This window comes from Flagellimonas yonaguniensis (assembly GCF_029193885.1).
GTDB classification, from domain to species: domain Bacteria; phylum Bacteroidota; class Bacteroidia; order Flavobacteriales; family Flavobacteriaceae; genus Flagellimonas; species Flagellimonas yonaguniensis.
The window spans coordinates 634,661-649,149 of the sequence record NZ_JARFVB010000001.1 but is presented as its reverse complement, the minus strand read 5'-3'; the positions used below and the strand labels follow the sequence as shown (position 1 = coordinate 649,149).

Genomic DNA, 14,489 nt, shown 5'->3' with positions numbered 1-14,489 from the left:
CGAAAAAAATTAGAAAATTAATAATACAAAATGACGAAAGCAGATATTGTAACTAGGATCTCGGAGAAACTAGGTATTGAAAAAGGAGATGTGCAAGCGACAGTGGAATCCTTTATGGAAGAGGTGAAATCATCCTTGGAGAATGGTGATAATGTTTATTTAAGAGGCTTTGGTAGCTTTATCATTAAGACCAGAGCGGAAAAAACAGGTAGGAATATCTCTAAGAACACTACCATTAAAATTCCCGCACACAATATCCCTGCATTCAAGCCCGCCAAAGTTTTTGTGGAAGGCGTAAAGACTAATGTACAAGTAAAATAATATAATTAACAACACTAAAGCAAGAGCATATGCCGAGTGGAAAGAAAAGAAAAAGACATAAGGTAGCTACGCACAAGCGTAAGAAGCGCAGAAGAGCTAACCGACACAAGAAAAAGTAGTTGTTTCAACTACTTTTTCGTTTTACCCAATCACGTTCTTTGACATAGAGATTCAAGAAACGAATTTCAATCGGTTCGAAAAATAACCGATTCCATATATTGTTTAATCATTTATCCCAAAATTCATGTGGGATAAATAAAAATCGATTCAGGTGAATAGAGAATTAATCGTAAGATCTACACCAGATGCAGTCGATTTTGCCTTACTAAAGGATGGAAAATTAGTAGAATTACACAAAGAAGAAGACAATAATAACTTTTCCGTAGGGGATATCTTCCTAGCCAAGATTAGAAAACCCGTTACAGGCCTCAATGCAGCATTTGTCAATGTAGGTTATGAAAAAGATGCGTTCCTGCACTACCACGACCTGGGCCCGCAACTGTCTTCCATGTTGAAATTCATTAAACAAGCTAGAACAGGGAAACTCAAAGATTATTCCCTTAGAAATTTTCCATTTGAAAAAGATATTGACAAGAATGGCAGCATCAACGACGTGTTGAAAGCCAATCAGTCACTACTGGTACAAATAGTAAAAGAACCCATCTCAACCAAGGGACCTAGAATCAGCTCCGAGCTTTCCATAGCCGGGCGCTTTCTGGTCATGGTACCTTTTTCCGATAGAGTCTCGGTATCACAAAAAATAGCGAGCAAAGAGGAAAAGGACAGACTTATCAGGCTTGTAAAAAGTATTAAGCCCAAAGGATTTGGAGTCATCATACGTACCGTAGCAGAAGGCAAAAAGGTTGCAGAACTGGATAAAGATCTTCAGAACTTGTTTTCCAAATGGACAAACATGTGCAAAAAATTGCACAAAGCGCCCCATCCATCCAAAGTTTTGGTGGAATTGAACAGGGCATCATCCATCCTTAGGGATGTATTCAACGATTCCTTTACTGGAATTCATGTTGATGAAGAAACACTCTACAACCAAATCAAGGACTATTTGCACGAAATTGCTCCGCAAAAAGAGTCCATTGTAAAGTTGTACACCGGTTCGGCCCCGATTTTTGAAAAATTCGGGATAGAGCGACAAATCAAGACCTCGTTTGGCCGAACAGCATCCATGAGCCGTGGGGCTTATCTTGTTATTGAACACACTGAAGCTTTGCACGTTATCGATGTAAACAGTGGTAATCGTTCCAACAAGGCGAAAAACCAAGAAGATACCGCACTTGAAGTCAACCTATTGGCCGCTACCGAAATTGCAAGGCAATTACGTTTGCGCGATATGGGTGGAATCATCGTGGTAGATTTCATTGACATGACCAAAGGTGACCACAGGCGTAAATTGTTTGACCACCTTAGGGACGAAATGAAGGACGATCGGGCAAAACACAAAATTTTGCCGCCCAGTAAATTTGGGCTTGTTCAAATTACCAGACAACGTGTCCGTCCCGAAATGAACATCAAAACCAGTGAGGAAAACCCGAATGTATCGGGTGCCGAAGTGGAAGCTCCCATTGTCTTGATCGATAAGATTCAGGCAGATTTGGAGCGAATCCTTAAACCAGGGCGCACAAACAACGGAATTGTACTGAACATACACCCGTTTATTGCGGCTTATCTTACCAAAGGATTCCCATCCATTCGTTCCAAGTGGTTCAAAACCTATAAAAAGTGGGTTAAAGTTCAACCCAGGGATGCCTACAAGTACCTTGAATATCGTTTTAAGGACAAAGACGGCAAAACAATACGACCCTAATAAGAAGCGACTCCAGAAATGGGGTCGCTTTTTTGTTTTATGTACATTTGGAATATGAATCACACCAAAAGCCACACCCTTACCGAAGCAACCAAAAGGATGGAGCGTTACTGTGCCTACCAAGAACGTTGCCACAAGGAAGTGGTGGGAAAACTGAAGCGTATGAACATGATTCCTGAAGCGATAGACCACATACTGGGACACCTCATCCAAGAGAACTATCTCAACGAAGAGCGCTTCGCCAAAGCGTTTGCCCGAGGTAAATTCAATATTAAAAAGTGGGGAGCGAACAGAATCATCAGAGAGTTAAAGTTCCGTGATATCTCCGCTTACAACATTAAAAGTGCATTGGCAGAAATACAAAATGAGGATTACCTAACAACTTTTGATGAGCTCGCAAAAAAACGGATGGCCCAAATAAAAGAGAAGAACCTCTTCAAGAAAAAAAAGAAACTAGCGGATTATCTGCTATACCGTGGCTGGGAGAGTCATTTGGTATATGAAAAAACGAATGAACTTATCAAATAGCATCAATCCGGCAGCAATAGTTTCTGTGTCCGTTCCACCGCCTTTTCATTTTTCCAATCAATCCATTCCTGTCCTTTGAGTCTACGCATCAGGTTATCAAAATGCCGCATCACAAAAATGTTGTAAACCGCCTTTCCCAAGTTTTTGGGTTTTCTGGCAATGGCTCGTAAACTCATGGAAAATCCAGGGGTAATGTACTTCATGTGATGCCAATATCCTTCGGGTATATAAAGAACGTTTCCATGCTCCAACTGTGCAACATGGCCTTTTGCATACTGTAATGCTGGCCATTTTTCCAAATCAGGGTCTGCAAAGTCGATATCTTCACGTGTAATTAGCGAATGGGGAATCTTGTACAAAAATTTGGTCTCGTCCTGTGAAAAAAGAATGCACTGTTTCTTTCCTTCAAAATGAAAATGGAAAATATTGGCCAAATCGATGTCGTAGTGCATAAAGGTGTGGGAATCCTGTCCGCCAAAAAATAGCATGGGAAGGCCTTTCATCAATCGAAGACCAAAATCCGGGTACGAAAAATCCTTTTGCAGCTCGGGAACTTCCTTTAAAATGTTCCAAAGAAAGATACGGTACTTGGTAGGACCGCTCTTAAGAAGCTCCACATAGTCCGTCATTTTCATTTTGGCATGTGGTTCATTGAAACCTTCATCGTGCTTTACGGGGCGATCGTCATACAAAGGCACTTCCTTGCCCCCTGCAACCTCCTTCATATAATCCAAGTTCCATTTGGAATACGCAGGCCAATCCTCAATAAAGCATTCGATTACGACAGGCTTTTGGGGCTTGAAATATTTTTGGATAAACTCCTTTTTGGTAAGGGTCTTTTCCCGAGGTATCTGTTCAAGATTCAGCTTCAAAATTTCAAGGAATTTGAAACAGCTAAATTAATAAAACGTTTTGAAATGATTTCGAAAACTACTATTTGGGCACCAATTTACCTTTCTCCACGGCAGCTTCGGTTCTTTCTATTTAAAACTATATTGCAAACCAAATAGCACATTACTCGGTGGCATAGGTATAAAGCCGGACTCTATGTAATCTGCATCGAAAATATTACTTGCTGTAATGGTAAACTCCGCCTGTTTTACTTTTACCGCCAGCGATGCATCCCAAACATTATAGGTTTGTCCCGTAGTACGTTCTGCATACTTATAAATTATATTCTGGCGTACATTTTTGAACAATTGCATGCTTAAGCGTGTGGTATATTGGTGTTTTAGCGTGTTTAACGAGTAACGGGACAATTCTTCGTTTTGATCTAAAATATTATCATCCAAAAACGCATAGCCTACACTTAAAGTTTGCGTAAAGTCTTTGAACTTAAAATTATAAGCAGCATCCAACTCCAAACCTTTGGTATTTACTTCTGTAATATTTGTAGCTACAAATACATCTTCGGAAACATCATTTCTAATATAGTCTATTAGATTGTCTGCATCTCTGTTAAAAACAGCAACGCTGGCGTTAAATTCAGGAGTGATGTATTTTAAGCCCAATTCCTGCGCAAAGGCTTCTTCTGGCTCCAAATCTGGGTTGCCACTGGTAACTGGATCGTTATAGAACAAATCTGTATAGGTTGGTATGCGGTAGGTATAACCAACATTACCATATACTTTAAAAGTATTGGTAAGGTTATAACCTATATCCAATCCAGGAAATGCTTTAAACTTAAAGTCAGAAAAATACGTTAGCGCTACACCTGGGGTAATATCCAACTTATTGTCTGCAATACTAAAACGGTGCTCTAAAAACACATTGGACATGGAACGGTTTCGGTTACCCAAGTTGTTACTTCTAAGGTATATTTTAGAAAACTCTACTCCAAATCCTGTAATTCCCAATTTAGAGGCGTAAGATGCATTGGTCTCTACCCCAATCTTATTGGAAATATGCATGTTTCTGTAAAAACTTGGTTCATTTCGCCTCAAGAGAAACAAGTCTTGATTGCGTTTCCAATAGATTCTTGGCTGTATTTTTAACTTGTTTTGTTTAAAGGTGGTTGAAAAGGCCAATAGGCTATTTTGGGTTTCTTCGTACTCATGAAATGTAGGATTGGTGGTATAAAAATTCTCAGCACCAAAATTACGCTCCAAAAAAGTAGCCGTCATTTCTATAGGCTGTAGGTTTTTATTGAAAATGCTTTTCAAGTAATAATTACCGTTGTCGTAATCTGAGTTGTTTCTATAACCTTCAGATGTCATCCTTCCCACATGTATTATATGTGTCGAGTTTTCCTTATCAATGCCAGCAGTTACACTGCCGTTTATTTGTCCAAAAGAACCCGCTTCTACATTTAAGGAAACCGAATTATCCAAATTCTTCTTGGTAATGATATTAATCGCACCAGCAAATGCATTTTGTCCAAAAACCCGCGCTGCCGGACCTTTTATAATTTCTATTCTTTCTATAACCTCTAATGGCAAAGCAGCGTTCATGGTATGGTGCCCCGTTTGCGCATCGTCCATCTTAACGCCATCTATCAACAATAAGGTTTGGTCAAACCCGCCGCCTCTTATATACAGATCTGCTTGGCTACCTCCAGTACCACGTCTTCTAATATCCACACCCGCAACTTGTTGTAGCAAATCTGCCACATTTATAGCTGCACTGTTTTCAATATCATTGGAAGTGATAATATTAATGGTTCTTGAATTTTCCTTGAAAGGAAGGTTAATTCGGTTTGCGGTCACCACCACTTCGCTTAACGAATCTACCTTCATAGCAGCATCGTCATGTTGGGCTTTTAACTGAAAAGCACCGACCAGTAAAATCGCAGAAAATAAAACTGATTTCTTCATTATGTAAGCTTGTAAAAGGTAAGTTTTAAAGTCAATTTATTTTATGCTGCAAAAGTCCTAACTTTCCGGACGATTAAACTAGTCCAGTTTTAAAACAATGAATAGTCCGGTTTTTGATTTATTGGTCCAGCTAGTATCTATAGACAAGTCTATTGTTCAGCCTGCATATGTACAGGTGGCTCAGCAAATCATGAACGCCATTCAACGTGGTTATTTGGAAAAAGGCAGTAAGTTGCCTGGAACACGTGTTTTAAGTAAGTTATTGAACGTTCATCGCAATACAGCTGTGGCCATCTATGATGAATTGGCCTCGCAAGGTTGGGTAAGCATCATACCCAACAAGGGAACTTTTGTGGTTGTTCCAGAAGATTCCAAAGTAAAGATAAAGGCAAGCGCACAACATATCAACCAAGTTTATGAGTATCCAAAAATTCCGGGATTCCCGTTCCAACAATCCTTTAATCTAGCATCTACCAAAGAGGAGACCACTGCCAAATATTCCATAAGTGATGGGAAGCCCGATTTAAGATTACATCCCGTGCACCAATTTTCCAGATGGTATAGCGCTGCAATGAAACGAAAGCCTTTGATCAACAAATGGAATAGAACCAGTGCCTTGATTCCTTCCGTTTTTAGCACGCAACTCTGCAACTACTTAAATGCCACCAGGGGCTTCCATATAAAGCCAACCAATTTATTGAATACCCGCAGTACGGAAATGAGCCTGTACATTGTTTCGCAGGTATTAATTAATCCAGGTGATTTTGTACTGGTTGGACAACTAAGTAATTATGTGGCCAACATGATATTTCAACAAGCTGGGGCAAAAATAAAAACAGTACCTGTAGATGATGAGGGATTGGATATTGGTTATATAAAGAAGTATTTTATACATGAGCACATTCGTTGTATCTATGTTTGCTCCAACAGGGACTATCCTACAACCACAACATTGAGCACCAAAAGAAGATTGCAATTATTGGAATTGGCCAAAATCCATGGTATTGCCATAATTGAGGACGATTTTGACCATGATTTTCAGTTTGAAGGGTCTTCCATGTTGCCCATGGCATGTGCAGATGCCCATGGGAATATTATTTACTTAGGTAAACTGGGACAGTCTTTATTTCCAAGTTTTCATACTGGGTTTGTGGTGGCGCCAGAACAGGTAATTACCGAAGCCAATAATTACTTGCAATTATTGGATACCCAAGGAGACCTGATACAGGAGCAAATGCTCTCTGAACTGATATCCGAAGGTGAAATATACCGGCTCAAGAAAAAAAATATCGTAACCTACAAACAACGTAGGGATGCTTTATGCGCTTTTTTAAAAGAACATTTTGACAACATACTTGATTGGCAAATACCTTCTGGAGGACTTGCCCTGTGGTTGCGATTTAAAAGACCCATATCCTTGTTAAAACTGGCCGAAGAAGCTGAAAAACTAGATTTGTTCTTGCCAAAAACCATTCTCTTTCAAGATAAAAATAACTGCGCCATACGTTTTGGTTATGGGAATTTAAACGAGGAAGAACTTAAAATCGTAATTGAAAAGTTAAAACAAGCGTACCTACAGTTGGTGGCTGTTTAACCATTCAAATTTATCTATATTGCAATGATGATAAGTAATGACCAAAAAGCTGAATACCGCTGTGCTTAAAAAATTACGTTCCCTGGAATATCAAGATCTGGACTGGAAAACCGTCCTTTTTGTTTTGGTGGTGGTCTCGGTTTTTATCCGCTTTCCATTCTTTTTTAGGGATTATGTGGATCGTGACGAGAGCACTTTCATCCTGATGGGACAGTCTTGGGTAAACGGACATTTGCCCTACACCCAACTTTGGGACCTTAAACCACCGATTACCTTTCTGTATTTTGCCATCATCATCAAACTATTTGGAAAAAGCTTTTTTGCCATTCGCTTTTTTGGAGCCGTAATGGTGGCCATTACCAGTTTGTTCACCTATGGTATCGCCACAAAAATCACTTCCAAAAAAATTGCATTTTGGTCCGCTATTTTTTGTGTCTTTTTCCAAAGCTTGTTTGGTAGCCTGCAAGGGGTAATGTCGGAGCATATCTGTACGCTTTTTTTTGTCGCAGGTATATATATTGTGATTTATAAGAGCCAATGGCAATGGTTTTTATTGGCTGGACTATTGTTTGGTCTTTCCATTATGTCCAAGTTGAATATGGCCTACCCCGTTTTGACTTTGGGTATCTACTTTTTATCGGAGGGTTTTTCAAAGGACAAGTTATCCAAGAGCATCCTAAATTTGTTTTTTATGGGGATTGGCATCGCAATTACCGTTTTTCTAACCGCATTTCCCTATTATCTTCAGGACAGCTTGTATGTTTGGTGGGAATCCATTTTTGAAGCACCCTTGGCCTATGCTGGTGGCAAATATCACTCTCCTGTAAAAACATTGCCCTTTGTTTTCATTGTTCTTGGACTTTTGATTGTTGGTTTTGTGTACAAAATCATTGATTTTAAATCGAGGGAATCACAATTGCTGACCGTTGTCATCATTGGTATTCTGCTTTCCTTTATGCAAACGGGGAAGGTCAATGGGCATTATTTGATTCAGCTCTACCCCTTTATTTTGATTCCCATGGGTATCGCCTTCGGTAAACTTCCCAAGTTGAAAAAATCTTACAAACCTCTCTTCATTGCTTTGCTCTTGCTTATTCCTATGGAATCCTATTTGGAGTACATGAACATTGTTTCCAACAAAATAAAAAAGGGCTCTTTTTACAATGGCGAAGGCATTGATGTGCCCAGATACATTCAAGACCATAATCTGGAGACCAATACTATTTTCTTTACCGAGTACCATATCGGGTATTGGGTTTTGGACGAAACACCTCCTACCAAAGCCGCCACCCACCCTAGTAACATTACCCGTGATGAATTGTTTTCCGATTTGGGCAATCCTAGAAAAACAGGGATTGAAGAACTTAAATATATTATGGAGGTTATCCAGCCCAAAACCTTGGTGGCTCGAAATGGCAAGAAAATCTTTGATAAAAAATTGGTGGATTATAACTCCTATATCGATGCTTACCTAGAAAAGCATTACAAGTTGGAGGCTACTGTGGGAAGAGGACTTATTTACCAACGCTTAGAATGATTCCACCACAATGGCCGAAACGACCTTTTTTTCTACTCCCAATGAAATTCCTATAACAAATAATTCATTGAGCGGGTCTTGTAATAAAGTTGCATTGCATGCACCTGTATTTGGTCGACTCAAAAAATGGAAACAACTTAAAGAAAAGGTTCTTGCGAGAATAATAGATTTCCGACCGTGTTGCTTTGCAATTCGGACACACAATCGGGTTTCCTGAATCATCCGTGGCATAACTTCTGACTTCATCAAAAATCTGTTTGGCTCTTTCCATATCACTGGAATACACCTGGAGCCTAACACCTCCCATCGCATTACTGACCATGGAATAGGAGTTTATGGTGTTCTCATCTTTCAAGAACACAGGAATTCCTTCAGCTTCCAGCTTGGCTTTAATCACAACAGCATCGGCCGGAAACTCAAAAGTGCCCAATGTATGAAACTCCCTTTTCATGTTTCCATATATTTTTTAAGCAATTTCAAGGCATTTTGTTCCAATTCTCCGTTTCTGGCCATGCCCAAATAGTCGTTGGAAGAAAAGTCGATAAGTGGCTTTGATTGGGAAAGACTTCGTAATGCGTTGTTTTCCAATCGATGCGACAACTTATCAGACAGCTTTTTGAAAAATTCCTCCATGGCACAAATGTAGCACTTACGGTGATTAAACAGTATCTTAGTGCATCTTAAACCTAACTCGAAAATGAAATTTACCCTTTCCATTTTAGCGCTATTCACTGGGCTAGTGATGACTGCCCAGACCAATACCTATTCTATTTCTTTTGACAATGCCGTTCATCACGAGGCAATCATTGAAGCTACTTTTCCAGATGTAACTTCGGACACCGTGGAGTTTCGGATGAGCAGAACCTCCCCTGGACGATACGCCCTTCACGAATTTGCAAAAAACGTTTATGGATTTCAAGCTACGGACAGCAAAGGTAACCCTTTGATTGTTACCCGTCCCAATCCTTATGCTTGGGAGGTTAACGGACACGATGGCACCATCAACATCAAATATATTTTGTTTGCCAACCGCGGTGGGGGCACCTATTCCCAAGTGGATGAAACGCATGCCCACTTGAACATTCCTGCAACTTTTATGTTCTCGCCTGAATTGAGCGAGCGCAAAATTGAAGTGACCTTTGATGTTCGTGAAGATTTGGATTGGAAAGTGGCAACACAGCTTCCTTTGGTGTCTGGCACCACTTATTCGGCGCCGAACCTATATTATTTTATGGATAGCCCTACCGAGATCAGCAATTACATGCTACGCTCTTTTGAAGTGGATGGCAAGACCGTCAACCTTGCACTGCATCACAACGGAACTGAGGAAGAAGCTGACGAATATTTTGAAAAGGTAAAGAAAGTAGTTCTGGCTGAAAAAGAAGTCTATGGCGAGTTGCCGGATTACGATTATGGAAGTTACACTTTTCTTGCCTGCTATATCCCCAATGCCTCGGGCGATGGCATGGAACACCGAAACTCAACCGTAGTGACGAGTACCCGAAGCTTGGCTGATGGCGGTATGGAACGTAATATTGGGACCGTATCCCACGAGTTTTTCCATTCTTGGAACGTAGAGCGTATTCGTCCAAAAACTTTGGAGCCTTTTGATTTTGAAGAAGCCAACATGAGCGGGGCGCTTTGGTTTGCCGAAGGATTTACAAGCTACTACACGGGTTTGATTTTATGCAGAGCTGGGCTCTCCACACCAAAATCTTATGTTGAGGGATTGGCCGGAACGTTCAATTATGTTTGGAACTCCCCTGCACGACAATTTTTCAACCCGATCGAAATGAGTTTTCAAGCACCTTTTGTGGATGCGGCTACCTCAGTGGATCCTGTTAACCGTGAGAATATGTTTATTTCCTATTATTCCTACGGAAGTGTTTTAGGCTTGGCTTTGGATCTATCCCTTCGTGAAAATGGGCTGAATTTGGATGATTTCATGAAATACGTCTGGAAAAAATATGGCAAGGCCGAAACCCCATATACGATTGAAAATCTTCACGGTGCTTTGAACGAATACGCAGGAAAATCTTTTGGCGACCAGTTTTTCAACAGCTATATCCACAAAAGCGACATGCCCGATTACAAAACACTCATGGAGTCAGTAGGCGTGGTTCTGGAACAACCTGAAACTGCACCATACTTTGGTTCGTATGTCTCGATGAGCAGGGATAACTCAGGTTATAGGATTCTCAGAAACACAAAAATGGGCAGTCCTGCATACGAAGCCGGTCTGGACAACGGGGATGTAATTTTGAGTATCAACGACAAAACTTTTGTGAAAGACCAATCTTTTGATGATTACTTGAAGCAATTCAATTTAGGAGAACCATTACAAGTAAAATATACAAGATACGGAAAGGAAAAAACCACTGAACTGGTTTTGACGCCCAGCCCAGACTATTCCTTTAGTTTAATGGAGGACAAAGATGAAAAACCATCCGAAAAAATGCTTGAACAGCGAAAAGAGTGGCTTAAGATGAAGTAAATGATCGTTTACAAACAAGTCGATTCTTTAAAAGAGCTAGAACAGATTCTGACTCTTCAGCAGCTCAACTTACCCAAAAACATAAGCCAAGAGGAAAGCACAAAAGAAGGTTTTGTGACTGTGGAACATACCTTGGACGTCCTCAAATCCATGAACGAGGTATGTGGACACATCATAGCTATTGATGATGGACAGGTTGTGGGTTACGCCCTGTGCATGCACCCAAAATTCGCTGAGGATATTGAAGTACTTCGCCCCATGTTCAAGGAAATCGAAACCGCACTAAATGATAATGTCCGCTATATGGTAATGGGCCAAATCTGCGTAGCCAAAAGTCATCGGGGCCAAGGTATCTTCCGAAAGCTGTATCAAACCATGAAAAGGAAACTACCCGTGGGGTTCGATACCATTGTCACTGAAGTGGATGGAAAAAATAAGAGGTCTTGGATGCACATGCAGCGATAGGGTTCAAAACACTGTCAGTGTATCATTCAGATAAAAAGGAATGGCACATCATTTACTTGTAATAATAAACCCAACTACCTTTTTGATACCGCTTTCCTCTTCAAGATCGATATCATTGTCCTTTATGTAGTCATCGATTTCATCCTCTTTTGAATCAAATAACTTTGAAAACTTTTTACGCTTTGTCGGCATTTCCTGGATTGGTCCATCTTCTTTCATCTGTATATAAAACGTTTCACTCGCCTCGGTAAAATAGGCGTCCTTGTTTTTTGAAAAATTATCCACGGCCTCTCTTCCTTCAACGAAACGTTTTGTTTGCTTCTTGTATACGGATATTCTATCAGTTGTTACCACTTCAACATAAAAACCTGACATTTTCTCTCCTTGGTTGTACAGCGTGGTGTACGTAAGGTCACTATCTCTAAAAACCATCTTGTAATCCCTTCTGGAATTGTCCAATACCAAAATTTTATCTTCTGCGAGTTGCACCTCAATTTCATCATCTTTGGCATTGTATCTGGCCAAATAGAGTTTTTCATCAGGATACAACATGGCTGGCATAAAATCATCATTCATATATGGCGAACCATCCACACCCACATATGTGTCGTAAACTTCGCCCCTATTTTTTTGGACCTGCAGATTGACATCCACAGTACGCACAACATCAGGAGTAATGTTTTGGGCCACGACAGCCAAGGGGAGAATAGCAACAACTAAAAAGAAGAAAAGGTTTTTCATATCAAAAATAAGTGATTAACCAGAGTTAGTTTCAACTACTCTTGATTAGCAAATGCTTGAAAATAAGGCGCAAATCAAGAATTCTTTCCTACAAGTTATTGATTTTTATCGCTCCAAGAAAAAAATGTGCCCATTAAAATTCCATATTAACATTCGAAATATGATTCCTTTATTTTGGCCTCTTCTTATTTTCGAATATCTCAATAAAAAAAGCCGCTCGATCGAGCGGCTTTTTTGTGAATGAATTCATTTATTTTAATCGGCCAGTACGATTACTTTGTTGTCTTTCATCTCCACAGTTCCACTTGAGATTGCCAAAACTGTCTCGCCATTGTTTCCTTTGGAAAATTTATCAGCAAAATCCTCATCAATGGTAATGTTACCTTTAACCTTTACGTTCCCACTTTGCAACAAAGAAACAATGGGTGCGTGGTTTTCCAACATCTGGAACTCGCCATTTACTCCAGGTACGGTAACCGAGGTTACGTCGCCAGAGAATAAAGTAGCTTCGGGTGATACTATTTCTAAATACATATTTATTTGTATTGAAATGTGAGATAGGAGTATTGAGATATCTAACTACTCAATACTAAAATCCCAATTCTGTTTTATGCTTCAGCCAACATTTTCTCTCCAGCCTCGATAGCTTCCTCGATGGTACCTTTAAGGTTGAAGGCAGATTCTGGCAAGTGATCTAGTTCACCGTCCATAATCATGTTAAATCCTTTGATGGTCTCTTTAATATCAACCAACACCCCAGGAATACCTGTAAACTGCTCGGCTACGTGGAAGGGTTGGGACAAGAAACGCTGTACACGTCTTGCTCTACCTACGGCCAATTTATCTTCTTCAGAAAGCTCTTCCATACCCAAGATGGCGATAATATCCTGAAGCTCTTTATAACGTTGCAACAACTCTTTTACGCGCTGCGCACAATCGTAATGTTCTTTACCCAAAATCTCAGGAGTCAAAATCCTGGAAGTGGAATCCAAAGGATCCACTGCTGGATAGATACCCAACTCGGCAATTTTACGGGAAAGTACGGTAGTGGCATCCAAGTGAGCAAATGTTGTCGCTGGTGCAGGGTCCGTCAAGTCATCCGCAGGTACGTAAACCGCCTGTACTGATGTAATGGAACCTCTTTTTGTTGATGTAATCCTTTCCTGCATGGCCCCCATTTCCGTAGCCAATGTTGGTTGGTAACCCACAGCGGAAGGCATACGTCCCAATAGTGCGGACACCTCTGAACCTGCTTGGGTAAAACGGAAAATGTTATCCACAAAGAAAAGAACGTCTTTTCCTTGCCCTTCTCCAGATCCATCACGGAAATATTCTGCAATGGTCAATCCGGACAATGCCACACGTGCACGTGCTCCTGGAGGCTCGTTCATCTGACCGAACACAAAGGTTGCCTTGGATTCCTTCATTGCCTTTTTATCCACTTTGGACAAATCCCATCCTCCTTCTTCCATGGAGTGCAAGAAATCGTCCCCGTATTTGATAATACCGGATTCCAACATCTCACGAAGCAAATCGTTTCCTTCACGAGTACGCTCCCCAACACCTGCGAACACGGACAAACCACCGTGACCTTTTGCAATGTTGTTGATCAATTCCTGAATCAATACGGTTTTACCCACACCGGCACCACCGAACAATCCAATCTTACCTCCCTTTGCGTAAGGTTCGATAAGATCGATTACCTTGATCCCTGTGAAAAGTACTTCCGTGGATGTTGAAAGGTCCTCGAATTTTGGTGCTTCCCTGTGTATTGGAAGTCCATTGTCTCCAGTTTTAGGCAGTTCCTCCAAACCATCAATGGCATCCCCAATCACATTGAAAAGACGTCCGTAAACATCTTCCCCGATTGGCATTTGAATTGGATTTCCGGTAGCTACGGCTTCCACACCTCTGCTCAATCCATCGGTAGAGTCCATGGAAATGGTCCTTACGGTATTCTCACCAATATGTGATTGTACTTCCAAAACCAATCTTGAGCCATCAGCTTTTGCGATTTCAAGGGAGTCGTAAATTCTTGGGATCTCTACCCCTGATTCAAACTCAACATCAATGACCGGGCCTATAATTTGGGCAACCTTACCTGTTACTTTAGACATTAGTATGTTTATTTATAATTGAATACGCGGCAATTAACCGCTATTTTTTCGGCTGCA

14 protein-coding genes are annotated in these 14,489 nt (G+C 40.6%); 7 read left to right on the top strand and 7 right to left on the bottom strand.

The window, feature by feature from the left end; all coding sequences use genetic code 11:
* The first annotated feature begins 30 nt into the window (after positions 1-30).
* The 3 genes from PY092_RS02925 to PY092_RS02915 all read left to right on the top strand — a co-directional run bounded on the left by PY092_RS02925 (position 31) and on the right by PY092_RS02915 (position 2,671).
* Entirely contained in the window at positions 31-321 is a 291-nt protein-coding gene (locus tag PY092_RS02925) for an HU family DNA-binding protein (RefSeq protein WP_014032385.1), read from the top strand.
* Between the two features lie 271 nt (positions 322-592).
* Positions 593-2,143 carry a ribonuclease E/G gene (locus tag PY092_RS02920; RefSeq protein WP_275614354.1) on the top strand — a complete coding sequence of 517 codons (1,551 nt, stop codon included), beginning with the start codon at positions 593-595 and terminating at the stop codon, positions 2,141-2,143.
* A 54-nt stretch (positions 2,144-2,197) separates the two neighbouring features.
* On the top strand, positions 2,198-2,671 hold the full coding sequence (locus PY092_RS02915) for a regulatory protein RecX (RefSeq protein WP_275614353.1): 474 nt from the start codon (positions 2,198-2,200) through the stop codon (positions 2,669-2,671).
* A gap of 2 nt (positions 2,672-2,673) precedes the next feature.
* Here PY092_RS02915 and PY092_RS02910 read toward each other — a convergent pair whose 3' ends face one another.
* Positions 2,674-3,543 carry a cupin-like domain-containing protein gene (locus tag PY092_RS02910; protein WP_275614352.1) on the bottom strand — a complete coding sequence of 290 codons (870 nt, stop codon included), beginning with the start codon at positions 3,541-3,543 and terminating at the stop codon, positions 2,674-2,676.
* 108 nt (positions 3,544-3,651) lie between these two features.
* The gene (locus tag PY092_RS02905; protein ID WP_275614351.1) at positions 3,652-5,484 is read right to left on the bottom strand and encodes a TonB-dependent receptor plug domain-containing protein; all 1,833 of its coding nucleotides are present in this window, start codon (positions 5,482-5,484) and stop codon (positions 3,652-3,654) included.
* A 97-nt stretch (positions 5,485-5,581) separates the two neighbouring features.
* Here PY092_RS02905 and PY092_RS02900 point away from each other — a divergent pair, with 97 nt between their 5' ends.
* Entirely contained in the window at positions 5,582-7,078 is a 1,497-nt protein-coding gene (locus tag PY092_RS02900) for an aminotransferase-like domain-containing protein (protein ID WP_275614350.1), read from the top strand.
* A 37-nt stretch (positions 7,079-7,115) separates the two neighbouring features.
* The gene (locus PY092_RS02895; RefSeq protein WP_275614349.1) at positions 7,116-8,615 is read left to right on the top strand and encodes an ArnT family glycosyltransferase; all 1,500 of its coding nucleotides are present in this window, start codon (positions 7,116-7,118) and stop codon (positions 8,613-8,615) included.
* A 64-nt stretch (positions 8,616-8,679) separates the two neighbouring features.
* Here PY092_RS02895 and PY092_RS02890 read toward each other — a convergent pair whose 3' ends face one another.
* Both PY092_RS02890 and PY092_RS02885 read right to left on the bottom strand, forming a co-directional pair.
* Entirely contained in the window at positions 8,680-9,066 is a 387-nt protein-coding gene (locus tag PY092_RS02890; protein WP_275614348.1) for a putative signal transducing protein, read from the bottom strand.
* Positions 9,063-9,248: a hypothetical protein gene (locus tag PY092_RS02885; protein ID WP_275614347.1), complete on the bottom strand. Its 186-nt coding sequence runs from the start codon at positions 9,246-9,248 to the stop codon at positions 9,063-9,065. The genes PY092_RS02890 and PY092_RS02885 overlap by 4 nt, the downstream gene beginning before the upstream one ends.
* Before the next feature lie 64 nt (positions 9,249-9,312).
* On the opposite strand from PY092_RS02885, the gene PY092_RS02880 reads away from it, so the two are divergent.
* Positions 9,313-11,109: a M61 family metallopeptidase gene (locus tag PY092_RS02880; protein WP_275614346.1), complete on the top strand. Its 1,797-nt coding sequence runs from the start codon at positions 9,313-9,315 to the stop codon at positions 11,107-11,109.
* Entirely contained in the window at positions 11,110-11,574 is a 465-nt protein-coding gene (locus tag PY092_RS02875; RefSeq protein WP_275614345.1) for a GNAT family N-acetyltransferase, read from the top strand. It begins immediately after the preceding gene.
* A 48-nt stretch (positions 11,575-11,622) separates the two neighbouring features.
* Here the strand turns inward: PY092_RS02875 and PY092_RS02870 are convergent, their stop codons facing one another.
* The 3 genes from PY092_RS02870 to atpD form a co-directional block, all read right to left on the bottom strand.
* Positions 11,623-12,315: a hypothetical protein gene (locus PY092_RS02870; protein WP_275614344.1), complete on the bottom strand. Its 693-nt coding sequence runs from the start codon at positions 12,313-12,315 to the stop codon at positions 11,623-11,625.
* Between the two features lie 255 nt (positions 12,316-12,570).
* Complete coding sequence (locus tag PY092_RS02865; RefSeq protein ID WP_275614343.1) at positions 12,571-12,849, bottom strand: F0F1 ATP synthase subunit delta/epsilon; 279 nt, start codon at positions 12,847-12,849, stop codon at positions 12,571-12,573.
* A 74-nt stretch (positions 12,850-12,923) separates the two neighbouring features.
* Complete coding sequence (atpD, locus tag PY092_RS02860) at positions 12,924-14,432, bottom strand: F0F1 ATP synthase subunit beta (protein WP_127137322.1); 1,509 nt, start codon at positions 14,430-14,432, stop codon at positions 12,924-12,926.
* Between the last annotated feature and the right edge of the window lie 57 nt (positions 14,433-14,489).

Excerpts from the sequence above, each read along its gene's own strand:
- PY092_RS02895 (WP_275614349.1), top strand. The coding sequence starts at position 7,116 with ATGACCAAAAAGCTGAATACCGCTGTGCTTAAAAAATTACGTTCCCTG.
- atpD (WP_127137322.1), bottom strand. The coding sequence starts at position 14,432 with ATGTCTAAAGTAACAGGTAAGGTTGCCCAAATTATAGGCCCGGTCATT.
- PY092_RS02865 (WP_275614343.1), bottom strand. The coding sequence starts at position 12,849 with ATGTATTTAGAAATAGTATCACCCGAAGCTACTTTATTCTCTGGCGAC.
- PY092_RS02890 (WP_275614348.1), bottom strand. The coding sequence starts at position 9,066 with ATGAAAAGGGAGTTTCATACATTGGGCACTTTTGAGTTTCCGGCCGAT.
- PY092_RS02870 (WP_275614344.1), bottom strand. The coding sequence starts at position 12,315 with ATGAAAAACCTTTTCTTCTTTTTAGTTGTTGCTATTCTCCCCTTGGCT.
- PY092_RS02885 (WP_275614347.1), bottom strand. The coding sequence starts at position 9,248 with ATGGAGGAATTTTTCAAAAAGCTGTCTGATAAGTTGTCGCATCGATTG.
- PY092_RS02915 (WP_275614353.1), top strand. The coding sequence starts at position 2,198 with ATGAATCACACCAAAAGCCACACCCTTACCGAAGCAACCAAAAGGATG.
- PY092_RS02880 (WP_275614346.1), top strand. The coding sequence starts at position 9,313 with ATGAAATTTACCCTTTCCATTTTAGCGCTATTCACTGGGCTAGTGATG.
- PY092_RS02875 (WP_275614345.1), top strand. The coding sequence starts at position 11,110 with ATGATCGTTTACAAACAAGTCGATTCTTTAAAAGAGCTAGAACAGATT.
- PY092_RS02925 (WP_014032385.1), top strand. The coding sequence starts at position 31 with ATGACGAAAGCAGATATTGTAACTAGGATCTCGGAGAAACTAGGTATT.
- PY092_RS02900 (WP_275614350.1), top strand. The coding sequence starts at position 5,582 with ATGAATAGTCCGGTTTTTGATTTATTGGTCCAGCTAGTATCTATAGAC.
- PY092_RS02905 (WP_275614351.1), bottom strand. The coding sequence starts at position 5,484 with ATGAAGAAATCAGTTTTATTTTCTGCGATTTTACTGGTCGGTGCTTTT.